This window comes from Pseudomonas sp. NPDC090233 (genome assembly GCF_044772285.1).
GTDB lineage: Bacteria > Pseudomonadota > Gammaproteobacteria > Pseudomonadales > Pseudomonadaceae > Aquipseudomonas.
This window is the reverse complement of record NZ_JBIVYQ010000008.1, coordinates 58,537-80,005: the sequence shown is the minus strand read 5'-3', so window position 1 is coordinate 80,005 and position 21,469 is coordinate 58,537. Positions and strand designations below refer to the sequence as shown.

Here is a 21,469-nt window from a genome sequence, read left to right as displayed (position 1 = left end):
GAGCACCGTTGCCGGTAGGCGGGTGGAGGCTGCATTGGCTGACGAGACCAGTGCCGCGAGATCCTGAGCCAGGTGCAAGCAGCACTGCGATGACCGGGGCATGCCTGACTGTCAGTCAGGTGCAGTCCATTCCCTGGTCTGCGGCACCATCATCTACAGCGCTGTTGCTGGTGACATCGGCGTTTGTCACGCCGATTGTCACGCGGGGAATTGCCGCAAAGCCCTGTGCGATGAGGGCTGCAGCAGTGGTAGGAGCGCCCGTCTCTTTTCTGGAAAAAGAGACGGGCGAACGGTTGGCGCAAAACGCTGGCCGAGCAGGTTCGTTGCTGCAGGGCTAAAGGGTTAGTGGGCAGCCGCACTGGGCGGATTGTTTAGAGGGCGTCCATCATTCTGGCGAATGACCGTGCGAGCCTCCGGGCGCGAATCGCACTTTGGGATGAACCACCGGATTAGCGGCATGACCTTGAAGGCTCTGGCCATCTGGGGTGCTGCCTAAGGCAGCGCTTTGAATCTTCGTTCTATCGGTCACCGCGGCACGGGTCAATTGGTGACGGGCACATGGAAATGCGCCAGATTCCACCTCTGGCGTGCCTTGGAAGTCGGTGGGTGTCAGTGGCAGAGTGGCCGTTTGTCGCTTTTCTAGTGTTAGCCCGTGAGCATGGGGATGCGAAGCCTCCCCATGCTCACGGGCTTAGCCGGAGAAGCCAAAATCGAGGCGAGTTGGCGACTGTCGCCATCCGCTCAGACGGCAAGGATGTAGATGGCACGCGGTCTGTCGCCAGTGTCGCCGTTGTCGCCGCCCTATCGGATGGGTACTACGTTTCGATCCCTAGCCACATTCATCGCGCTGGCCGAGAGATTGCCCGTCGATGCCTTCAGAATGTACTCGCTCCACCAAGCCATCATCGGCCGCCGTCGCTCGATGTAGTCGGCCCGGTTGTAGGCACTGCGCACCTCATCCTTGTCGACGTGCGCCAACGCCACTTCGATGAGCTCCGGGTCCCACCCATGTTCATTCAAGATGGTGCTGGCCATCGAGCGCATGCCGTGGCTGACCAAGCGGTCCTGGAAGCCCATGCGTTTCAATGCCATGTTGGCGGTCTGGCTATTGGCATGAGTACGAGGGTTTCGGTCTGCGGGGAAGACGTATTCCCGATGACCACTGTGGGACTTCAGTATCTCCAGCAATGACATGGCTTGATCGCTCAACGGGATGCTGTGCGGGCGGCGCTTCTTCATCCGCTCCGGTGGGATGGTCCAGACACGCCGCGCAAAATCGATGTCTGCCCAGCGAGTAGTCGCCGCCTCGGCGGGGCGAGTCATCGTGTGTAGCTGCCACTCGATCAGGCAGCGGGTAGTGCGTTTGATGCTGGCATTGGCGATCTCCAGCATGAGCTCGGGGAGCTCTTCTGGTGGAAGCGCAGCCATGTTTTCTTTTTTCGGTTTCTTGAACACCGCACGAATTCCATTGAGCGGATTCGCGTGTATCAGGCCGGCGTTCACCCCATAGGTCATGATCTCGTTGAGTCGTTGGCTAAGCCGCTTCACGGTTTCCAAGCTGCCTTTGGCTTCGATGGGTCGAAGGATCTTGATGACCATCGGGGCGGTGATTTCCGAAAGCGGCGTTGTCTTCATGCTCGGGAAAACGTGAAGGGTGAGCGATCGCCAAATGTCCTCGGCGTAGGCGGGGGTTACCGAGTCTTTCTTCAGTTCGAACCAGGCGGTGGCCACCTTCTCGAAGGTGTGCTCGGTCTCTGCAAGCTTGGCTTGCCTTACTTCATCACGTTGGACCTTGGGATCAATACCCAGGGCAAGCAGCTCGCGCGCCTCGACAGCTTTTTTCCGAGCATTGGCTAGTGAGAGGTCGGGGTATGGACCGAGTGCCATGTTGATACGGCTTCTGGTCAACGGTTCGCGGTAATTGAAGTTCCACATCATCGAGCCGCTGGCTCTGACGCGAAGCTGTAGGCCGTCACCATCGCTGAGGACGAAATCTTTACCAGTTGCCTTGACCGCCTTGAGCTGGCGGTCGGAGAGACGGCTTGCTTGAGTAGGCATGAGAGCTACCTCCGGCACCGTTTTGGTATCCTAAAAATAGCACCGGGTGGCCCGGGATACCACCTGGGATACCAAACCGTCTGGAACTCAAAAAACCTCTCTGGCCCTCAAAAGCGCTGCAAGTGATTGATTTTATTGAGTTACAGGCACAAAAAAAGACGTCCATGGACGTCTTTGATTGATCATTTGGTGGAGCCGGGGGGATTTGAACCCCCGTCCGCCAGTACTCCGCTGTCGGTACTACATGCTTAGCCGTGTCTATTGATTTAATCCGCAGCCGCCCGACGGGCAGGGTGCTTTGGATGAGTTGGGTAAGTTTTAGTCGCTTTGCCCCCAACGTGCTACACGACGATCCTGTTCTGTATGACAATCATTTCGGGTTTACAGGCATCCCCTGATGATTGCTGGAGCCGAAGCTACCAGGAGAGCGGGCTCAGCTGCTTACGCAGCGAGAGCGTAGCCCTCGTAGTTTTCGTCATTGGCAACTATAGAAAGTTGCAACAGTGGATTTACGAGTTCTGTTACCAACTCGGCATGCACCTAGAGTTTCGCTACCGGCGTCGAATCCTAATCGGCCCCACACTCAGCTCTAGCTGACCGTACCTTTCGGCACGTGGGGTGGAGTATACGCGCTAAAGCGGGCGGCGTCGACTGCGGGTTCGGCCGCCCGCTTTAGGTCAGGCACCGCTGCCGCCGGCCGAGCCGCTGCCTTTTTCGGTTTTCTCCAGGCGTTCCAGCACCTTGCTGGTGATGGCGATGCATTCTTTGGTGTCGCCCGAGGCTTGGGCGGCCTTGGCTTTGTCGACTTGTTCGGTCATGGCTTTGTCCAGGCCTTCGGAGGTGGCGCCGGCGGTGGCCATGCTGTCGTCGATCTTCTGCAGGTTGATGGTGCACAGGTCGTCGGCGGCGAACACCGGGGAAGCCAGGAGGGTGGCGGCCGCGAAGAGGGCCGAAAGCGCGGTACCTTTCATGGGTGTCTCCTTGAAGGCCTCTGGGAGGTGGGCCTGTAAGGGTGGACTGCTGTGGGTTGGCGAGGGTTCCATTGAGATAGTGGCTAGGCGGCATGATGGGTGTGGCGGGATGTTGCGAGGGAGGGCTTTGCCCTCGATTCGTGGGGCAAGCCCACTCCCACAGGGTAGATTGTGCTGGGGCTGCGGGAGTGGGGTGGGTTTAGTGAGGTTTGCTCAGGCCGCGTTCCATGTCATCGATCAGTGCCTTGGCCATCTCGCTGAGGATGCGCGCGGCGCTGCCGGCCTGGCGGTCGTTTTCCATTTCGGCTTCGGTGGTGAGGTGGCGGATGCAGCCGAGCAGGACGGACAGCTGGCTGAAGGCGTGTTCGAAGGGGACGCCGGGTTGCAGGCGGAAGAGGTCGAATGATTCCTTGCCGGCGGTGGTGATCTTCTTCAGTTCGTCACTCATGGGATCACCTTTGCCTTTGTGCGTTGTAGAGGTCGGTCAAGGCGTGCTCGATCAGCGCTCGGGAGGTTTCGGAGGCGTGGGCGGCGTTGCTGAGCATGTTGAACCCGGGTTCGCCGGCGTAGGTGCGGCAGTGTTCGTCGATGGTTTCGATGACGCCGCGTAATAGCTCGCTGGCGTGGGCCAGGGCGTCTGGGGTGGGCATGTCGGTGTGGATGGAGAAGTAAGGGTTGGCGATGAGTTTGAGGCGGGGTGGGTCGGGGACGATTTTTTTCATGATGCAAATCCCAGTTTGATTGCTCGACAGGAGCTACCAACTCGATCCTTTCTCACGGGATTGGGTGGCAGCCATGCGTGGGGTGAGAAACCGGTAAACATGGGAAATCCGGCCAGACCGAGGTCTGCCCACGCAGGGCCGCCATTACGAGGCTGCTGTCATGTTTACGAGGTTCTCACACCCCGTCGTCCGAAAACGACTCTGGGAAATTAGCCCTGATGGGTGTGAGCAACAACAGCGAAACGGCAGCGTGGGTCGTAGGATAATTCCCAAAGCATCCAATTCAGAAGCATTTGGTTGCAGGTTCGGAAATGTCGTACGGCTGGAGTGCGGGCGAGGGCTTTGCCCTCGTTCGCGGGCAAGCCCGCTCCCACAGGGATCGCGCGGGCTTCAGGGTTTTGCGCTAGGCAGTTGCTTTTATTTGAGCCGTGCGCGGCGTCAAATAATGCGGGCGCGGGTTACGCGGTCTACCAGGTAGACGAGGCCGTGATAGTCGATGCCGCTGTGGCTGGAAAGCCCGATCTCACAGGTCCGGCTGGTGGAAATCCCTTCACTGCAATATTGCACGGCGTCCTTCAGGCTGCGCAGCGAGTGCGCATTCAGCTCCGGCGTAGTGAAGCCTTTGTCACCGGCAAACCCGCAACAATGAATCCCCTCTGGTATCACCACTTGCTTGCTGCAGCGCCGCGCCAGGTCGATCAGCGCCTGGCTTTCACCCAGGTGCTGGGTGCTGCAGGTCACGTGCACGGCCACGGGTTCTTCCTGTGGGGTGAACTCCAGTTTGTCCATCAGATGTGTGCGGATGAAGCGCACGGGGTCGTACAGGTCGAGGCGGGTGTCGCCCAGGTCTTGCACCAGGCGCAGGGTGCAGGGGCTGGTGTCGCAGTAGATCGGGTCGAGGCCGCCGCGGCTGGCGTGCAGCAGGGCGGTGATCAGCTCCTGACGCTTGTGTTCAGCCTGCTCGGGGTAGCCTTTGGAGGCGAACGGCTGGCCGCAGCAGAGGCTGTCGGGGTTGTCGGGGAAGACGACTTGGTAACCGGCTTTTTCCAGCAGGGCGCGGGTCTTGTCGAGCAGTGAGCTTTGTTCGCGGTCGGCGAAGGCTGGGCCCATCACCCGTGAGACGCAGGCGGCCAGGTACACCACGCGGGGGCGGGCGTCGTTGCTGGCGGGGCCGAAGGCGATGCTGCGCAGGGGCTGCGGCATGGCCGGGGTCCATTGCGGCAGGCGGCCTTTGCTGGTCTTGCTGAACGTGGCGCTCAGGCGGGCCAGGCGCGGGGCGCCGAGCAGCTTGCGGGCGGTGTTGGCGGCGGTGAGGGTCAGGCGGGCGCCGGCCAGGGCGGTGTTGAAATGGTCGGCCAGCCAGTTGGCGGTTTTGGCGTGGTCGGCGGCCTGGCTGCGCAGCTTCTTCACCAGCTCGCCGGTGTTGATGCCGACGGGGCAGCGCTGGGCGCACAGGCCGGTGGCGGCGCAGGTGTCGAGGCCTTGATACTGGTAGGTTTGAAGCAGTTCGCGGGTGTCGATGCCGGCGCGTTTTTTTGCCTGGATGTCGCGCCACATGACGATGCGCTGGCGCGGGCTGAGGGTCAGGCCTTTGGACGGGCACACCGGTTCGCAGAAACCGCACTCGATGCATTTGTCGACGATCTCGTCGGCGGCGGGCAGCGGCTTGAGGTTTTTCAGGTGGATGTCGGGGTCTTCGCTGAGCACCACGTCGGGGTTGAGGATGCCGTTGGGGTCGAGCAGGCGCTTGAGCGTCCACATCAGCTGATAGGCGTCGTGGCCCCATTCCAGCTCCACGAATGGCGCCATGTTGCGGCCGGTGCCGTGTTCGGCTTTGAGCGAACCGCCGAACTCGACCGCCACCAGCTGCGCCACGTCGTCCATGAAGGCTTGGTAGCGGGCGACTTCTTCGGCGCTGTTGAAGCCTTGGGTGAAGACGAAGTGCAGGTTGCCTTCCAGCGCGTGGCCGAAAATGATCGCTTCGTCATAGCGGTGTTTGTCGAACAGCTGGATCAGGCGGTTGACGCCCTCGGCCAGTTGCTCGATGGGGAAGGTCACGTCTTCGATGATCACCGTGGTGCCGGTCTGGCGCACGGCACCGACAGCGGGGAAGGTGTCCTTGCGGATTTTCCACAGCTGGTTGTACACCGCCGGGTCTTCGCTGAAGTCGACCTTTTGTTCCAGCGGGTAGTCGGCGATGGCGGCCATGGTTTGTTGCAGCTGCTCGTGCAGCAGCGTCTGGCTGGCGGCGCGGGATTCGATCAGCAGGGCACAGGCATTGTCCGACAGGCCTTTTACCCACAGCGGCATGCCAGGCATGTTCTGCACCGAGCGTAGGCTGCGGCGGTCGAGCAACTCAACGGCGGACACTGGCTGGCGCTTGAGCACGGTGACCGCGCGGCAGCAGCTTTCCACGCTGGGGAATACCAGCAGAGCGCTGGCCTTGTGCGGGTGGTCGGGCACGGTGTCGTAGGTGACGGCGCTGATGAAGCCCAGCGTGCCTTCGGAGCCGACCAGCAGGTGCTGCAGGATATCCAGCGGCTGGTCGTAGTCCACCAGGGCGTTGAGTGACAGGCCTGTGGTATTTTTCAGCCGGTATTTGTGCCGGATGCGGTCGGCCAGTTCGGTATTGGCGCGGGTTTCGCGGCCGAGGCTGGCGAGGGATTCGAGCAGTTCGGCGTGGGACGTTTCGAAGGCGGCGACGCTGGCCGGGTCTTCGCTGTCCAGGCGGGTGCCATCGGCCAGCACCAGGCGCAGGCCGGCCAGGGTGTGGTAGGTGTTCTGCGCGGTGCCGCAACACATGCCGCTGGCGTTGTTGGCGACGATGCCACCGATCTTGCAGGCGTTGATCGAGGCCGGGTCCGGGCCGATCTTGCGCCCGAAGGGGGCCAGCCAGGCGTTGGCCTGGGCGCCGATGACGCCGGGTTGCAGGCGGATCTGCTCGCCCTGGCCGCGGATTTCCCGGCCGTTCCAGTTATCGCCGAGCACGATCAGCACCGAGTCGCTGATGGCCTGGCCGGACAGGCTGGTACCGGCGGCGCGGAAGGTCACCGGCACGCGCTCGCGCTGGGCCAGGTGCAGCAGCCCGACCACTTCGTCTTCGGACTCGACGCGCACCACCAACTTGGGAATCAGCCGGTAGAAACTGGCGTCGGTGCCGAAGGCCAGGGTCGAGGTGGGGTCGTCGAAGCGGCGTTCGGCGGGTATCAGGCGCTCGGCATCACGCAGGAACGCGGCGGGCAGGCTCATGCAATCTCCTCGCGGGGCCACGGCGTCTGGTGCGCGGTGTGCCCCGGTCATTCAGGCGGTGTTGTTGCAGGCGTTCAGGCGCCCAGTTCGCGGACCAGCGAGTCGCGGCTGATCTCGCTGATGGTCTTGGCGCCGGTAAGCACCATGGCCACGCGCATTTCCTTCTCGAACAGTTCGAGCAGGTTTTTCACCCCGGCCTGGCCATGTACGGCCAGGGCCCAGAGGAAGGCGCGGCCGATCAAGACGGTGTCGGCGCCGAGGGCGATCATGCGCACCACGTCGAGGCCGCTGCGGATGCCGGAGTCGGCGAGGATCTTGAGGTCGCCTTTCACTGCATCGGCAATCGCCGGCAAGGCGCGGGCGCTGGACAGCACGCCGTCGAGCTGGCGGCCGCCGTGGTTGGAAACGACGATGCCGTCTGCGCCGAACTTGACTGCGTCACGGGCGTCGTCGGCGTCGAGAATGCCTTTGATGATCATCGGGCCGTCCCAGAATTCGCGGATCCACTCCAGGTCTTTCCACGAGATCGATGGGTCGAAGTTGTTGCCCAGCCAGCCGATGTAGTCGGCCAGGCCCGTGGGGTTGCCACGGTATTTGGAGATATTGCCCAGGTCGTGCGGGCGGCCCATCACGCCGACGTCCCAGGCCCACTCGGGGCGGGTCATGGCCTGCAGCACGCGGCGCATCGGGCCGTTGGCGCCGCTCATGCCGGAGTGGGCGTCGCGGTAGCGGGCGCCGGGTACGGGCATGTCGACGGTGAATACCAGGGTTTTCACCCCGGCGGCCTTGGCCCGCTCCAGGGCGTTGCGCATGAAGCCGCGGTCTTTGAGGACGTACAGCTGGAACCACATCGGCCGGTCGATGGCCGGGGCGACTTCTTCGATCGGGCACACCGACACGGTGGACATGGTGAACGGGATGCCATGCGCGGCAGCTGCGCGGGCCGCCTGCACTTCGCCGCGGCGGGCGTACATGCCGGTGAGGCCGACCGGGGCCAGGGCCACGGGCATGCTCAGGGTCTCGTCGAACAGTTTGGTTTCGAGGCTGAGCTCGGACATGTTCTTCAGCACGCGCTGGCGCAGGGCGATGCTGGCCAGGTCCGAGACGTTGTGGCGCAGGGTGTGCTCGGCGTACGCGCCGCCATCGGCGTAGTGAAACAGGAAGGGAGGCAGCTTGCGCTGTGCTGCGGCGCGATAGTCGGTGGAGGCGGAAATGATCATGGATTCTCGCAGCGTGGGTTGAAGGAGATGCCGGGCGCGCCTGGGCGCCCGGCCCCTTTCACTTTAGTGATGAACCAGCATGCCGGTCAGCCAATAGGCCTGGACCAGAGTTATCAGGCCGACGATGGTGGCGAAGAACAGGCTGTGCTTGACGGTGAAGCGGAACAGGTCGGATTCCTTGCCGACCAGGCCGGTGGCGGCGCAGGCCACGGCGATCGACTGTGGCGAAATCATCTTGCCGGTCACGCCGCCGCTGGTGTTGGCCGCTACCAGCAGGGTGTCGTTGACCCCGATCTGGTGCGCGGTGGTGGCCTGCAGCGAGCTGAACAGGGCGTTGGACGAGGTGTCGGAGCCGGTCAGGAACACGCCCAGCCAGCCGAGGAACGGCGAGAAGAACGGGAACGCGGCGCCGGTGCCGGCCAGGACCAGGGCCATGGTCGAGGACATGCCCGAGTAGTTGGTGACGAAGGCGAAGGCCAGCACCATGCCGATCGACAGGATCGGCCAGCGCAGTTCCCAGAAGGTCTCTTTGAAAGTGGTCAGACCAGTTTTGAAATTGATCTTCAGCACTGCCATGGAGATCAGTGCGGAGAGGAAGATCGCCGTGCCGGTGGCGGAGATCGGGTCCAGCTTGAATACGGCTGGCATTGCGGTCGGCGCGGTGACGATCGGGGCGGTCTTGATCACCAACTGGTCGAGGTGTGGGATTGCGAAGTTGAACACGAAGTTGTACATCGCGCCGCCCGGGGCGAACGCGGCCTTGAACGGCTTCAGGGTCCAGATGGTGACCAGCACGGTGAGGATCAGGAACGGCGACCAGGCTTTGAAGATTTCGCCGAAGCTGTAGGGGCTTGGCTGGCTGCCGCTCGGTTGCACCACGGCGGCGCCGACGCTGCCCTTGGCTTCGGCGAACGCGCGCTTGGGCTGCCACACTTTCAGGAACAGGGTCAGGCTGATCAGGCTGGCCAGGGCCGAGGTGATGTCCGGCAGTTCTGGGCCGATGAAGTTGGAGGTGAAGTACTGGGTGACGGCGAAGCTCAGGCCGGCGACCAGGGCGGCAGGCCAGGTTTCTTTCACGCCGCGCAGGCCGTCCATCATGAACACCAGCCAGAACGGCACGAACAGCGACAGCAATGGCAGTTGGCGGCCTGTCATCGCGCCGATGTGGAAGGCGTCGATGCCGGTCACTTGCCCAGCGACGATGATCGGGATGCCCAGGGCGCCGAAGGCCACCGGTGCGGTGTTGGCGATCAGGCACAGGCCGGCGGCGTACAGCGGGTTGAAGCCCAGGCCCACCAGCAGTGCGGCGGTGATGGCCACCGGGGCGCCGAAGCCGGCCGCACCTTCGAGGAAGGCACCGAAGCAGAAGCCGATCAGCAACACTTGCAGGCGCTGGTCGTCGGTGATCGACAGCACCGAGCTGCGGATCACTTCGAACTGGCCGCTCTTGACCGTGAGTTTGTACAGGAACACCGCGGCAACGATGATCCAGGCAATCGGCCAGAGGCCGTAGAGGAAGCCGTACCCTGCGGCGGCCAGGGCCATGTCGACAGGCATCTGGAAGGCGAATATCGCCACCAGGATCGACAGCGCCAGGGTGATGCTGCCGGCGACGTGGCCTTTGAGGCGGAACACGGCCAGGGCCAGGAAGAAGAACACGATCGGGATGACCGCCGCCAGTGCGGACAGGCCAAGACTACCAAGCGGGGAATAGAGTTGTTGCCAGGTTTGCATATGGGGTAACCCCTAATTGTTGTTGGTCAGCACTGGCATTGGATAATTGGTAAGACCAATTTACAATGGCTGGTCGCTAGGTTAAAAGCGCAGTCGTGGGTGTGTCAATTTGTCCTGTGCAAAACTTTGGTCGTGTGCCGATGAGCGGGCGGCTGATGGCCTGGGAAAATTGTCGACTGATGGGTGCTGGCGTGGCGCGGATCGGCGAGAATAGACGCCCCCTGAAATTTGCCGGGGGTTCGTGGAGAGTGAGTGATGGTTTTTGATCAGGTCCGCCAACGGCGCCTGTCCGACGACATCGTCGATCGGTTGGAAGGGATGATCCTGGAAGGCACGCTGACCTCTGGCCAGCGGCTGCCGGCCGAGCGCGCCCTGGCCGAACAGTTCGGCGTGTCGCGGCCGTCACTGCGTGAGGCCATTCAGAAGCTGGTGGCCAAGGGGCTGCTGGTCAGTCGCCAGGGTGGCGGCAATTACGTGGCTGAGTCACTGGGCTCGACCTTCAGCGACCCGTTGCTGCAGTTGCTCGAACACAGTGCCGAGGCGCAGCGCGACCTGCTGGAGTTTCGCCATACGCTGGAAGCCTCGTGCGCGTATTACGCGGCGCAACGGGCCACGGAACCTGATCGGCTCCGCCTCAAGGCCGCGTTCGACAGGCTGCAGGACTGCTATGCGCGGGCTGACGAGGTGACGCGTGCGGAGGAGGGGACGGCGGATGCGCAGTTTCATCTGGCGATTGCCGAGGCTAGCCACAATGCGGTTTTGCTGCATACCATCCGCGGGCTGTTCGACCTGCTCAAGCGCAACGTGGTGACCAACATTGGTGGCATGTACCAGCAGCGCACGGAAACGCGCGACATGCTGATCAGTCAGCACCGTGAGTTGTATCAGGCGATTGTCGAGGGTAGGGCGGAGGAGGCGCGAGAGGTGTCCAGTCGGCACATTCTGTATGTGCAGGAGGTGCTGGAAGAGGCGCAGCATGAGGCACAGCGGGTGGCGCGGGCAGAGCGGCGCAGCGGGCGCTGAGATCTTTTTGGCATGCTGGCCTCTTCGCGGGGCAAGCCCGCTCCCACAGTTCTTGAGCTCAACGCTGTCACTGTGGGAGCGGGCTTGCCCCGCGAAGAGGCCCGCATGAGCAACAGAAAGACTTAGTCTTCCTTGCCCTTGTTGCGCACCGCCCGCTGCAGCTCGCGGTTGGAATCACGCTCGCGCACGGTGTCGCGCTTGTCGTATTCCTTCTTGCCCTTGCCCAGCGCGATCTCGCACTTGATCAGGTGCTTGCTCCAGTACAGCGCCAAGGCCACACAGGTGTAGCCCTTCTGCGCCACCGCGGCCTCCACACGCTCGAGCTCGCGCTTGTTCAGCAGCAGCTTGCGCGTGCGAATAGGGTCGGCGATGACGTGGGTGCTGGCGGTGGTCAGCGGGGTGATGTGGCTGCCGAACAGCCAGGCTTCGCCATCCTTGAGCAGCACGTAGCTGTCGGTCAGGTGCGCCTTGCCGGCCCGCAGGCTCTTTACTTCCCAACCGGACAGGACCAGCCCGGCCTCGAACTTGTGTTCGATGAAGTAATCGTGTCGCGCTTTCTTGTTTTGCGCGATGGTCCCGGTCGGATGTTTCTTTTGTTTAGCCATAGGGGCGGCATTATAGGCAACTCATTGCGCAGTCGGCTACGGGATTTAGGTGCGCTTGAGCCACTGCAATGAATACCGGACAATACAGCCCCTGTCATACGCACAGAACCTGTTTTCGCCGCTACCCAGCCTTGGAAGTGATGCCTGGATGACCACCCATATTCAACGCTCCGCCCTGCTGCCGTACCCTGCCCAGGCGCTCTACGATCTGGTCAATGATGTAGCCAGCTACCCCAAATTCCTGCCCTGGTGCTCGGATTCGACCGTGATCGAGGCCAGCGACACGCACATGCGTGCCAAGCTGGATGTGGCCAAGGGTGGTATGAGCCAGCATTTCGTTACCCGCAATGTGCTGGTGCCGGGGCAGTCGATCGAGATGAACCTGGAGGAAGGGCCGTTCACCCAGCTACATGGCGTGTGGGTGTTCAAGCCGCTGGGTGAGAAGGCCTGCAAGATCAGCCTGGACCTGTCGTTCGATTATGCGGGGTCGATTGTGCGCGCCACCTTGGGCCCGCTGTTCAATCAGGCGGCCAATACCTTGGTGGATGCGTTCTGCCAGCGGGCTAAAGAGCTCTACAGCTGACGTCTCGCCCGCCCACAAAAAAGCCCGGACATTGATCCGGGCTTTTTGTGTCGCCTGCAATTACTGCGGCGAAGTTTCCAGTGGTGCTGGGGTCGGGACCGGCGTAGTCTCGATGGTGTCGATTTCGCGCTGGATGGACTCTTCCACCGAACCTGGTTTGGCCGGTTTTTCGTCTGGCTGCGGCGCTGGCTGCTCAGGCTGCGTGCCTGGGCTGACCGTGGTGTCGCTGCTGCCACCGAGGATTTCCTGGTCGCGGCTTACACCTGGCATGAAATCGCCCGACAGGCTGACCAGTTGGTCGCTGTCATTGAAGAAGATACTCATGCGCTCCTGCTGGCGTTGGCCGCCACCAGGCTGCAAGCTGTACAGGTAGTCCCAACGATTGGTGTTGAACGTATCCTGGAGCAAGGGGTTGCCCATGATAAACCTTACTTGCCGACGGGTCATTCCGGGGCGTAATTGGTCTATCATGTCCTGCGTGACGACATTGCCCTGCTGGATGTCGATTTTGTAAACCCCGGGAAACGAGCAACCGGCGAGTGCGAGCAGTCCCACGAAGGTGAGGCTGGTTAGCAAGTGCTTGGTGTTGTTTTGCATCGGTGGGCGACTTCCACTATCTTGGCTGGACAACGTAAACCCCGATCATACCCGTATTAAGAGAAGCTGCGAAGCAGCATCGGCGAGAAAGCTGACCATGGTTGAAAATAGCGAATTGCGCAAAGCCGGTCTCAAGGTGACACTGCCTCGAGTCAAGATCCTTCAGATGCTCGACTCGACCGAGCAACGTCACATGAGCGCCGAGGATGTCTACAAGGCGCTGATGGAGGCTGGCGAGGACGTCGGTCTGGCAACCGTTTATCGCGTACTGACCCAGTTCGAGGCTGCTGGCCTGGTGGTACGCCACAACTTCGATGGCGGCCACGCGGTATTTGAGCTGGCGGACGGCGGCCACCACGACCATATGGTCAACGTGGATACCAGTGAAGTCATCGAGTTCATGGACGCTGAAATCGAGCGGCGCCAAAAGGAAATCGTGGCCGAGCATGGCTACGAGCTGGTGGACCATAACCTGGTCCTCTATGTGCGTAAGAAAAAGTAACGATTTCGGTCGTTACCAATAATAAAGGCGACCCTAGGGTCGCCTTTGTGCTTTCTGCTGGCTGTGACGGCCTCTTCGCGGGGCAACTAGACTTCAAGCCTTGCCGCTGACCACCATCTTGCGCGCATGCGCCAGCGATTCCTTGGTCAGGTCGATGCCGCCTAGCATCCGCGCCACTTCCTCGACCCGCTCCCGCTTGCCCAGATTGGCCACGGCGGTGTGAGTGGTATCGCTGTTGCGCACCTTGTGCACGAACAGGTGGTGATGGCCCTGCGCCGCGACCTGTGGCAGGTGTGTGACGGTCAGCACCTGGCCGCGTTCACCTAGCCGGCGAAGTAATTGGCCGACGATCTCGGCGGTAGGGCCGCCGATGCCCACGTCGACCTCGTCGAACACTAGCGTTGGAATGCGCGAGGTCTGCGCGGTGATCACCTGAATTGCCAGGCTGATGCGTGACAGCTCACCGCCCGAAGCGACCTTGGCCAAGCCTTTGAGCGGCTGCCCGGGGTTGGCGCTGACCAGCAGTTCGATCTGCTCAAGGCCATGTGGCGAAGGGTCACTGCCTTCATTGGGCGTCAGTTCGATGCAGAAGCGTCCACCCGGCATGCCCAGGCGCTGGATTTCCTGCTCCACGGCAATGGCCAGCTGCTGCGCCGCCTGCTGGCGCAGGGCGCTCAGTTCGATGGCCCGCTCCTGATAATGCTGGGCAAAGGCGGACAGCTCTTCGCCAAGGCGCTCGACTGACTCGTCGCTGGCATTCAGGCCTTCCAGCTCATCCATCAACTGTTGCTGCAGGTGGGGCAGCTCGGTCGGGTGCACGCGATGCTTGCGCGCCAGGGTGTAGATGGTGTCGAGGCGCTCTTCCAGGGCTTGCAGGCGCATGGGGTCGGCGTCGAAGTTGTCGAGGAAGCGGTTGAGTTCGCCGATCGCTTCCTCGATCTGGATCTGCGCACTGGCGATCAGGTTGGAGGCCTCGCCCAGGGCTTTTGGCGTGTTGGCGGCGGCGCCCAGGCGGTTGAGGCTGTTGGTGAGGGCGGCGAGCACATTGCCCGAGTCGCTCTCGCTGCACTGGTCGATGACCTGGCGGCAGATGCCGAACAGGGCCTCGGCGTTGGTCAGGTTCTTGTGCTCCTGCTCCAACTGCTCCAGTTCGTTTTCGCCCAGGCCGAGGTTGTCCAGCTCTTCCAGCTGGTAGCTGAGCAACTGGTGACGGGCGCGTTGCTCGTCGCCGGAATTGGACAGGCGCTCCAGCTCCAGGCGGGTTTGGTTCCAGCGCTTGGCGGCCAGTTGCACCTGGCGCGCCAGGTCGATGGCGCCGGCGTACTCGTCGAGCAGGCGGCGGTGGGTGTCGGTCTTTAGCAGTGACTGGTGTTCGTGCTGGCTGTGGATGTCGATCAGCAGCTCGCCGAGAGCCTTGAGGTCGCCCAGCGGGCAGGGCGTGCCGTTGATATAGCCGCGGCTGCGGCCCTCGGCGGTGATCACCCGGCGCAGGATGCACAGGCCTTCGTTGGCCAGGTCGCGCTCGGCGAGCCAGATATGGGCTTCGGGGATGTCCACCAGGTCGAAGGTGGCCAGGATATCCGCCTTGTCGGCGCCGGGGCGCACCACGCCACTGTCGGCGCGGTCGCCCAGGGTCAGGCCTAGGGCGTCGAGCATGATCGACTTGCCGGCGCCGGTCTCGCCGGTGATGACGGACATGCCGCGGGCAAGTTCGAGGTCGAGGTGCTCGACGATGGCGTAGTTATGAATGGACAGGTGCACCAGCATGGGGGCGGCTCCCGGAGATCAAGTCTGGTTATTTATACAGTAGTTTTTTCCAGGCTGCCAATGCCCTCTGGCGGATTTTGCGTGTGCCCTTAAAAGCCGCCTGCCCCTTGAAGCTGGTTTTTCCGGCCCCATATAGCCGGCAGACACGGCGAGCTTTGCTCGTACCACAGAAATTGCGCAGGAGAGACCCCATGGCTGACGAACAGCTGAAAGACCAAGACCTTAACCCCGAAGAGACTGGTGCAGTGGATAACGGCGCCCGCGTTCAGGAGCTCGAGGAGCAGCTGGCCGCCGCCAAGGATCAATCCCTGCGCGTTGCCGCCGACATGCAGAACGTGCGCCGCCGCGCCGAACTGGATGTCGAGAAGGCACACAAATTCGCCCTTGAGAAATTTTCCACCGACCTGCTGCCGGTGATCGACAGCTTGGAACTCGCTCTCGCGCACTCCAGTGCCGAAAACGACGAAGTGAAGAAAATTCGCGAAGGCGTCGAGCTGACCCTGAAGATGTTCCAGGACACCCTCAAGCGTTACAACCTCGAAGCCATCGACCCGCACGGCCAGCCTTTCAACGCCGAGCATCATCAGGCGATGGCCATGCAGGAAAGCGCCGAGGTGGAGCCGAACAGCGTGCTGAACGTCTTCCAGAAGGGTTACCTGCTCAACGGCCGCCTGCTGCGCCCCGCCATGGTGGTGGTCAGCAAGGCGCCAGCGGCGGCGCAACCTTCTATCGATGAGAAGGCTTGAAATCCGTTTGGGCAACCCCATCTAGGTGTCAAGCATTCAAGTATTACCGCAGTTGGCCAATGTAGCCGCTGCCACCTAATTCAAGTTTCGGGAGAGATAACATGGGCAAAATCATCGGTATCGACCTGGGGACCACCAACTCGTGCGTCTCCATTCTGGAAAACGGTAACGTCAAGGTCATCGAAAACGCCGAAGGCGCGCGTACTACCCCTTCGATCGTGGCCTACGCCAACGACGGCGAGATCCTGGTTGGCCAGTCGGCCAAGCGCCAGGCCGTCACCAACCCGCACAACACCCTGTTCGCCGTGAAGCGCCTGATCGGCCGTCGCTTCGAAGAAGACGTCGTACAGAAAGACATCAAGCTGGTGCCGTACAAGATCGTCAAGGCCAATAATGGCGACGCTTGGGTACAGGCCAGCGGCAAGGACATGGCGCCACCGCAGATCAGCGCCGAAGTGCTGAAGAAGATGAAGAAGACCGCCGAAGACTACCTCGGCGAGCCAGTCACCGAAGCGGTCATCACCGTTCCGGCCTACTTCAACGACAGCCAGCGCCAGGCCACCAAAGACGCCGGCCGCATCGCAGGTCTTGACGTCAAGCGCATCATCAACGAGCCGACCGCCGCTGCGCTGGCTTACGGCATGGACAAGGCCAAGGGCGACCACACTGTCATCGTTTATGACCTCGGTGGTGGTACCTTCGACGTTTCGGTCATCGAAATCGCCGAAGTCGACGGTGAGCACCAGTTCGAAGTACTGGCCACCAACGGCGACACCTTCCTGGGTGGCGAAGACTTCGACATGCGCTTGATCGACTACCTCGTCGACGAGTTCAAGAAAGAGTCCGGCATGGACCTGAAGAACGATCCGCTGGCCCTGCAGCGTCTGAAAGAAGCTGCTGAAAAAGCCAAGATCGAGCTGTCCTCGGCGCAATCGACCGACGTCAACCTGCCGTACATCACTGCAGACGCCACCGGTCCTAAGCACCTGAACGTGAAGATCTCCCGCGCCAAGCTGGAGTCGCTGGTCGAAGACCTGGTCTCGCGCACCATCGAGCCATGCCGCATCGCCCTCAAAGACGCCGGCATCGACGCCAGCAAGATCGACGACGTGATCCTGGTCGGTGGCCAGACCCGTATGCCGCTGGTGCAGAAGGCCGTTGCCGACTTCTTCGGTAAAGAAGCGCGCAAGGACGTCAACCCGGACGAAGCTGTCGCCATGGGTGCTGCCATTCAGGGCGCGGTGCTGGCCGGTGACGTGAAAGACGTGCTGCTGCTGGACGTCAGCCCGCTGACCCTGGGTATCGAAACCATGGGCGGCGTGATGACTCCGCTGATCGAGAAGAACACCACCATCCCGACCAAGAAGTCGCAGGTGTTCTCGACTGCCGACGACAACCAGGGCGCCGTGACCATCCACGTGCTGCAGGGCGAGCGTAAGCAAGCGGCCAGCAACAAGTCGCTGGGCAAGTTCGACCTGGCTGACATCCCGCCTGCACCGCGTGGTGTTCCGCAGATCGAAGTGACCTTCGACATCGACGCCAACGGCATCCTGCACGTCGGCGCTAAAGACAAGGCCACCGGCAAGACTCAGTCGATCGTGATCAAGGCCAACTCAGGCCTGTCCGATGAAGAGATCGAGAAAATGGTGCGTGACGCCGAGGCCAACGCCGAGGAAGACCGCAAGTTCGAAGAGCTGGCCGCTGCCCGTAACCAGGGTGACGCGCTGGTTCACTCGACCCGCAAGATGGTCGCTGACGCCGGTGACAAGGTCACTGCCGAAGAGAAGACTGCCATCGAAGCGGCCGTGGTTGCCCTGGAAGCCGCTGTCAAAGGCGACGACAAGGCTGCCATCGACGCCAAGGTCGAAGAGCTGTCCAAGGTCTCTGCGCCGGTAGCCCAGAAGATGTACGCCGAGCAGTCGGCCGAACAGCCTCAGGGCGGCGCTCAACAGGCCGAGCCGGAAGCCAAGCACGATGACGTGGTTGACGCCGAGTTCGAAGAAGTCAAAGGCGACGACAAGAAGTAATCGTTGCATGTGGTCGGCCAGCTCACCGGCCTTTGTCGGTGGGCTGGTAGGATGTCGCCGCGCGGGGGCTTGCTCCCGCGTTGGCGTATCTGGAATTCGAGAATTTTTACAGTATTTGTCTGCTGCCACGCGTGGTTCGCGGGCAGGTGCTGATGGCGCGGCGCGGATGCCGAACGCCCAACAAGGTGCAAATGACCTATGTCCAAGCGTGATTATTATGAGGTCCTGGGTGTCGAGCGCGGCGCCAGTGAAGGTGACCTGAAGAAGGCGTATCGTCGCCTGGCGATGAAATACCACCCGGACCGCAACCCGGGTGATAAAGAGTCGGAAGACAAGTTCAAGGAGGCCAACGAGGCCTACGAAGTGCTGTCCGACGCCAGCAAGCGCGCCGCGTTCGACCAGTACGGCCATGCCGGCGTCGACCCAAGCATGGGTGGCGGTGGTGCGGGCTTCGGCGGCGCCAACTTCTCCGACATCTTCGGCGACGTATTCAGCGACTTCTTCGGCGGTGGCCGTGGCGGTGGCCGTGGTGGTGCCGCGCGCGGCAGCGACCTGCGCTACACCCTGGAGCTGAACCTGGAAGAAGCCGTGCGCGGCACCACGGTCAGCATCCGCGTACCGACACTGGTCAACTGCCAGCCTTGCGACGGCAGCGGCGCGAAGAAGGGCTCGACCCCGTCCACCTGCCCAACCTGCGGCGGCATCGGCCAGGTGCGCATGCAGCAGGGCTTCTTCTCGGTGCAGCAGACCTGCCCGCGCTGCCATGGTCAGGGCAAGATCATCACCGACCCTTGCAGCTCGTGCCATGGCGAAGGCCGTGTCGAGGAATACAAGACCCTGTCGGTCAAAGTGCCGGCAGGCGTCGATACCGGCGACCGCATTCGCCTGTCTGGCGAAGGCGAGGCGGGTACTCACGGTGGCCCGACTGGCGACCTGTACGTGGTCATCAACGTGCGTGAGCACGAGATCTTCCAGCGTGACGGCAAGCACCTGTACTGCGAAGTGCCGATCAGCTACACCGATGCCGCTTTGGGTGGCGAGCTGGAAGTGCCGACCCTCGATGGTCGTGTGAAGCTGAAAATTCCGGAAGGCACCCAGACCGGCAAGCAGTTCCGCTTGCGTGGCAAGGGCGTCGCGCCGGTGCGTGGTGGTGGTGCGGGCGACCTGCTGTGTCGTGTGGCGGTGGAAACCCCGGTCAACCTCAGCCGTCGCCAGCGCGAGCTGCTCGAAGAGTTGCGTGACTCGCTCGAAGGCGACAGCTCCCACTCGCCCAAGGCCAGTGGCTGGTTCGATGGTGTGAAGCGCTTCTTCGGCGATCTCTGACAAGGACATGGCTATGCGACGTATTGCAGTGATGGGCGCGGCAGGGCGGATGGGCAAGACCCTCATCGAAGCCGTGCAGCAAACCCCAGGTGCCGGGCTGACGGCGGCGATCGATCGTCCGGACAGCTCGCTGGTCGGCGCGGATGCGGGTGAACTGGCGGCCCTCGGTCGAATCGGTGTGCTGCTGTCCGATGACCTGGCCAAAGTTGCCGACGAATTCGACGTGCTGATCGACTTCACTCACCCTTCGGTGACCCTGAAGAACCTGGCGTTCTGCCGCAAGCACGGCAAGGCGATGATCATCGGTACCACCGGTTTCTCTGTCGAGGAGAAGCAACTGCTGGCCGAGGCGGGCAAGGACATCCCAATCGTGTTCGCTGCCAACTTCAGCGTCGGCGTCAACCTCAGCCTCAAGTTGCTGGATATGGCGGCGCGGGTGCTGGGCGATGATGTCGACATCGAGATCATCGAGGCGCACCACCGGCACAAGGTCGATGCGCCATCGGGTACCGCGCTGCGCATGGGTGAAGTGGTTGCCAATGCGCTGGGGCGGGACCTGCAGGAAGTGGCGGTGTATGGCCGTGAAGGGCAGACCGGTGCGCGTGATCGCAAGACCATTGGTTTCGCTACCGTACGCGCAGGTGATGTGGTTGGTGATCACACGGTGTTGTTCGCTGCTGAAGGTGAGCGTCTGGAAATCACTCACAAGGCCTCCAGCCGCATGACCTTCGCCAAGGGCGCGGTGCGTGCCGCGCTGTGGCTGGATGGGCGTGAGGCAGGCCTGTACGACATGCAGGATGTGCTGGAGCTGCGTTGATCCTTCAGATCGGCGGGGTTCGTTTCGCGGATGAATCCGCTCCTACGCGGTTTTGCGATTTACCTGTAGGAGCGGATTCATCCGCGAGAGGACATCACGGTTCATCGGCTCTGTCGCAATCATGTGTTTTAGAGGCACATTTACGGTAGACCCAAAAAGCACTTTTCTGTAAGCTACAGCTTTAGTGTGTCCACTAAAAGCGCGCAGCGAATTGAATTCAGCACATGAAAGCGGGGTGACGTGTCCATACGTCACTCCGCTTTTTTGCAACCTGCGATCGCCCTTTCATGCTTGATTTACGGGAGGTCTTCTTGACAAAGCCAGCCATACTCGCCCTTGCCGACGGCAGTATTTTTCGCGGTGAAGCCATTGGTGCCGACGGTCAGACCGTTGGTGAGGTGGTATTCAACACCGCTATGACCGGCTACCAGGAAATCCTTACAGACCCTTCCTACTCGCAGCAAATCGTTACCCTGACCTATCCGCACATCGGCAACACCGGGACCACCCCGGAAGACGCCGAATCGAACCGTGTCTGGTCCGCTGGCCTGGTCATCCGTGACCTGCCGCTGCTGGCCAGCAACTGGCGTAACACCCAGTCGCTGCCTGACTACCTGAAGGCCAACAATGTCGTCGCCATCGCTGGCATCGACACTCGCCGCCTGACCCGTATCCTGCGTGAAAAGGGCGCTCAGAACGGTTGCATCCTCGCCGGTGACGACATCAGCGAAGAAGCCGCCATCGCCGCTGCCCGCGCCTTCCCAGGCCTGAAGGGCATGGACCTGGCCAAGGTCGTGTCCACCAAGGAGCGTTACGAGTGGCGCTCCAGCGTGTGGGAACTGAAAACCGACAGCCACCCGACCATCGAAGCCGCTGACCTGCCTTACCACGTGGTCGCCTTCGACTACGGCGTCAAGCTGAACATCCTGCGCATGCTGGTCGCCCGTGGCTGCCGCGTGACCGTGGTGCCTGCCCAGACCCCGGCCAGCGAAGTGCTCGCGCTCAACCCCGATGGCGTGTTCCTGTCCAACGGCCCTGGCGATCCGGAGCCTTGCGACTACGCCATCCAGGCGATCAAAGAGATCCTCGAAACCGAGATCCCGGTGTTCGGCATCTGCCTCGGCCACCAGCTGCTGGCCCTGGCTTCCGGTGCCAAGACCGTGAAGATGGGCCACGGCCACCATGGTGCCAACCACCCGGTCCAGGACCTGGACACCGGCGTGGTCATGATCACCAGCCAGAACCACGGTTTCGCCGTCGACGAAGCCACCCTGCCGGGCAATGTCCGCGCCATCCACAAGTCGCTGTTCGACGGCACCCTGCAGGGTATCGAGCGTACCGACAAGAGCGCGTTCAGCTTCCAGGGCCACCCTGAAGCGAGCCCAGGCCCGACCGACGTCGCGCCACTGTTCGATCGTTTCACCGATGCCATGGCCAAGCGCCGCTGAGCATCCTGCATCAAGGCCCCGGGGCGGCATCTGCCGCGCCCGGACGCGCCTGACCCAGATTGTTCAAGACGGCTTGC

The 21,469-nt window shown here is 62.1% G+C and carries 18 protein-coding genes and 1 other RNA gene; 8 read left to right on the top strand and 11 right to left on the bottom strand.

The features are described 5' to 3' along the window. Positions 1-801 precede the first annotated feature (801 nt). The 8 genes from ACIQUF_RS22155 to ACIQUF_RS22120 all read right to left on the bottom strand — a co-directional run bounded on the left by ACIQUF_RS22155 (position 802) and on the right by ACIQUF_RS22120 (position 9,954). Positions 802-2,058 (bottom strand): integrase domain-containing protein, encoded by a 1,257-nt coding sequence (locus ACIQUF_RS22155; RefSeq protein WP_403135456.1) that lies wholly within the window; start codon positions 2,056-2,058, stop codon positions 802-804. Positions 2,059-2,245: 187 nt separating this feature from the next. Beyond that, positions 2,246-2,637: a transfer-messenger RNA gene (ssrA, locus tag ACIQUF_RS22150) on the bottom strand. A 98-nt stretch (positions 2,638-2,735) separates the two neighbouring features. Beyond that, a complete protein-coding gene (locus ACIQUF_RS22145) occupies positions 2,736-3,029 on the bottom strand; it encodes a hypothetical protein (protein WP_403135454.1) in 294 nt (97 codons plus the stop codon). 199 nt (positions 3,030-3,228) lie between these two features. Next, positions 3,229-3,477: a DUF3077 domain-containing protein gene (locus ACIQUF_RS22140; protein ID WP_403135452.1), complete on the bottom strand. Its 249-nt coding sequence runs from the start codon at positions 3,475-3,477 to the stop codon at positions 3,229-3,231. A gap of 4 nt (positions 3,478-3,481) precedes the next feature. Continuing rightward, on the bottom strand, positions 3,482-3,751 hold the full coding sequence (locus ACIQUF_RS22135; protein WP_403135450.1) for a hypothetical protein: 270 nt from the start codon (positions 3,749-3,751) through the stop codon (positions 3,482-3,484). A 438-nt stretch (positions 3,752-4,189) separates the two neighbouring features. Then, a complete protein-coding gene (locus tag ACIQUF_RS22130; protein WP_403135447.1) occupies positions 4,190-7,000 on the bottom strand; it encodes an FAD-binding and (Fe-S)-binding domain-containing protein in 2,811 nt (936 codons plus the stop codon). Between the two features lie 74 nt (positions 7,001-7,074). Next, the gene (gene lldD, locus ACIQUF_RS22125; protein WP_403135445.1) at positions 7,075-8,220 is read right to left on the bottom strand and encodes an FMN-dependent L-lactate dehydrogenase LldD; all 1,146 of its coding nucleotides are present in this window, start codon (positions 8,218-8,220) and stop codon (positions 7,075-7,077) included. Between the two features lie 63 nt (positions 8,221-8,283). After that, positions 8,284-9,954: a lactate permease LctP family transporter gene (locus ACIQUF_RS22120; RefSeq protein WP_403135442.1), complete on the bottom strand. Its 1,671-nt coding sequence runs from the start codon at positions 9,952-9,954 to the stop codon at positions 8,284-8,286. Positions 9,955-10,209: 255 nt separating this feature from the next. Here ACIQUF_RS22120 and ACIQUF_RS22115 point away from each other — a divergent pair, with 255 nt between their 5' ends. Then, a complete protein-coding gene (locus ACIQUF_RS22115; RefSeq protein ID WP_400798528.1) occupies positions 10,210-10,977 on the top strand; it encodes an FCD domain-containing protein in 768 nt (255 codons plus the stop codon). Positions 10,978-11,099: 122 nt separating this feature from the next. Here the strand turns inward: ACIQUF_RS22115 and smpB are convergent, their stop codons facing one another. After that, the gene (smpB, locus tag ACIQUF_RS22110; protein WP_400798526.1) at positions 11,100-11,582 is read right to left on the bottom strand and encodes an SsrA-binding protein SmpB; all 483 of its coding nucleotides are present in this window, start codon (positions 11,580-11,582) and stop codon (positions 11,100-11,102) included. A 148-nt stretch (positions 11,583-11,730) separates the two neighbouring features. Between smpB and ACIQUF_RS22105 the strand changes: the two genes are divergently transcribed. Beyond that, a complete protein-coding gene (locus ACIQUF_RS22105) occupies positions 11,731-12,165 on the top strand; it encodes a type II toxin-antitoxin system RatA family toxin (protein ID WP_403135437.1) in 435 nt (144 codons plus the stop codon). 60 nt (positions 12,166-12,225) lie between these two features. On the opposite strand, the gene ACIQUF_RS22100 is transcribed toward ACIQUF_RS22105, so the two are convergent. Beyond that, a complete protein-coding gene (locus ACIQUF_RS22100; protein ID WP_403135434.1) occupies positions 12,226-12,762 on the bottom strand; it encodes an outer membrane protein assembly factor BamE in 537 nt (178 codons plus the stop codon). Positions 12,763-12,859: 97 nt separating this feature from the next. Between ACIQUF_RS22100 and fur the strand changes: the two genes are divergently transcribed. After that, on the top strand, positions 12,860-13,264 hold the full coding sequence (gene fur, locus ACIQUF_RS22095; protein WP_046788147.1) for a ferric iron uptake transcriptional regulator: 405 nt from the start codon (positions 12,860-12,862) through the stop codon (positions 13,262-13,264). 93 nt (positions 13,265-13,357) lie between these two features. On the opposite strand, the gene recN is transcribed toward fur, so the two are convergent. Next, positions 13,358-15,031 carry a DNA repair protein RecN gene (gene recN, locus ACIQUF_RS22090; protein WP_403135432.1) on the bottom strand — a complete coding sequence of 558 codons (1,674 nt, stop codon included), beginning with the start codon at positions 15,029-15,031 and terminating at the stop codon, positions 13,358-13,360. Between the two features lie 191 nt (positions 15,032-15,222). On the opposite strand from recN, the gene grpE reads away from it, so the two are divergent. The 5 genes from grpE to carA all read left to right on the top strand — a co-directional run bounded on the left by grpE (position 15,223) and on the right by carA (position 21,392). Further along, positions 15,223-15,777, top strand: coding sequence for a nucleotide exchange factor GrpE (gene grpE, locus ACIQUF_RS22085; protein WP_403135429.1), 555 nt, complete (start codon positions 15,223-15,225; stop codon positions 15,775-15,777). 101 nt (positions 15,778-15,878) lie between these two features. Continuing rightward, complete coding sequence (gene dnaK, locus ACIQUF_RS22080) at positions 15,879-17,804, top strand: molecular chaperone DnaK (RefSeq protein WP_403135427.1); 1,926 nt, start codon at positions 15,879-15,881, stop codon at positions 17,802-17,804. Positions 17,805-18,002: 198 nt separating this feature from the next. After that, positions 18,003-19,127, top strand: coding sequence for a molecular chaperone DnaJ (gene dnaJ / locus ACIQUF_RS22075; protein ID WP_400798511.1), 1,125 nt, complete (start codon positions 18,003-18,005; stop codon positions 19,125-19,127). A gap of 13 nt (positions 19,128-19,140) precedes the next feature. After that, positions 19,141-19,944, top strand: coding sequence for a 4-hydroxy-tetrahydrodipicolinate reductase (dapB, locus tag ACIQUF_RS22070; protein WP_400798508.1), 804 nt, complete (start codon positions 19,141-19,143; stop codon positions 19,942-19,944). 311 nt (positions 19,945-20,255) lie between these two features. Then, on the top strand, positions 20,256-21,392 hold the full coding sequence (carA, locus tag ACIQUF_RS22065; RefSeq protein WP_403135425.1) for a glutamine-hydrolyzing carbamoyl-phosphate synthase small subunit: 1,137 nt from the start codon (positions 20,256-20,258) through the stop codon (positions 21,390-21,392). The last annotated feature ends 77 nt before the right edge of the window (positions 21,393-21,469 follow it).

Coding starts and splice junctions, on each gene's coding strand:
- ACIQUF_RS22105 (WP_403135437.1), top strand. CDS start 11,731: ATGACCACCCATATTCAACGCTCCGCCCTGCTGCCGTACCCTGCCCAG.
- ACIQUF_RS22145 (WP_403135454.1), bottom strand. CDS start 3,029: ATGAAAGGTACCGCGCTTTCGGCCCTCTTCGCGGCCGCCACCCTCCTG.
- dnaK (WP_403135427.1), top strand. CDS start 15,879: ATGGGCAAAATCATCGGTATCGACCTGGGGACCACCAACTCGTGCGTC.
- smpB (WP_400798526.1), bottom strand. CDS start 11,582: ATGGCTAAACAAAAGAAACATCCGACCGGGACCATCGCGCAAAACAAG.
- ACIQUF_RS22155 (WP_403135456.1), bottom strand. CDS start 2,058: ATGCCTACTCAAGCAAGCCGTCTCTCCGACCGCCAGCTCAAGGCGGTC.
- ACIQUF_RS22120 (WP_403135442.1), bottom strand. CDS start 9,954: ATGCAAACCTGGCAACAACTCTATTCCCCGCTTGGTAGTCTTGGCCTG.
- grpE (WP_403135429.1), top strand. CDS start 15,223: ATGGCTGACGAACAGCTGAAAGACCAAGACCTTAACCCCGAAGAGACT.
- fur (WP_046788147.1), top strand. CDS start 12,860: ATGGTTGAAAATAGCGAATTGCGCAAAGCCGGTCTCAAGGTGACACTG.
- dapB (WP_400798508.1), top strand. CDS start 19,141: ATGCGACGTATTGCAGTGATGGGCGCGGCAGGGCGGATGGGCAAGACC.
- ACIQUF_RS22100 (WP_403135434.1), bottom strand. CDS start 12,762: ATGCAAAACAACACCAAGCACTTGCTAACCAGCCTCACCTTCGTGGGA.
- ACIQUF_RS22135 (WP_403135450.1), bottom strand. CDS start 3,751: ATGAAAAAAATCGTCCCCGACCCACCCCGCCTCAAACTCATCGCCAAC.
- recN (WP_403135432.1), bottom strand. CDS start 15,031: ATGCTGGTGCACCTGTCCATTCATAACTACGCCATCGTCGAGCACCTC.
- dnaJ (WP_400798511.1), top strand. CDS start 18,003: ATGTCCAAGCGTGATTATTATGAGGTCCTGGGTGTCGAGCGCGGCGCC.
- ACIQUF_RS22130 (WP_403135447.1), bottom strand. CDS start 7,000: ATGAGCCTGCCCGCCGCGTTCCTGCGTGATGCCGAGCGCCTGATACCC.
- ACIQUF_RS22140 (WP_403135452.1), bottom strand. CDS start 3,477: ATGAGTGACGAACTGAAGAAGATCACCACCGCCGGCAAGGAATCATTC.
- lldD (WP_403135445.1), bottom strand. CDS start 8,220: ATGATCATTTCCGCCTCCACCGACTATCGCGCCGCAGCACAGCGCAAG.
- ACIQUF_RS22115 (WP_400798528.1), top strand. CDS start 10,210: ATGGTTTTTGATCAGGTCCGCCAACGGCGCCTGTCCGACGACATCGTC.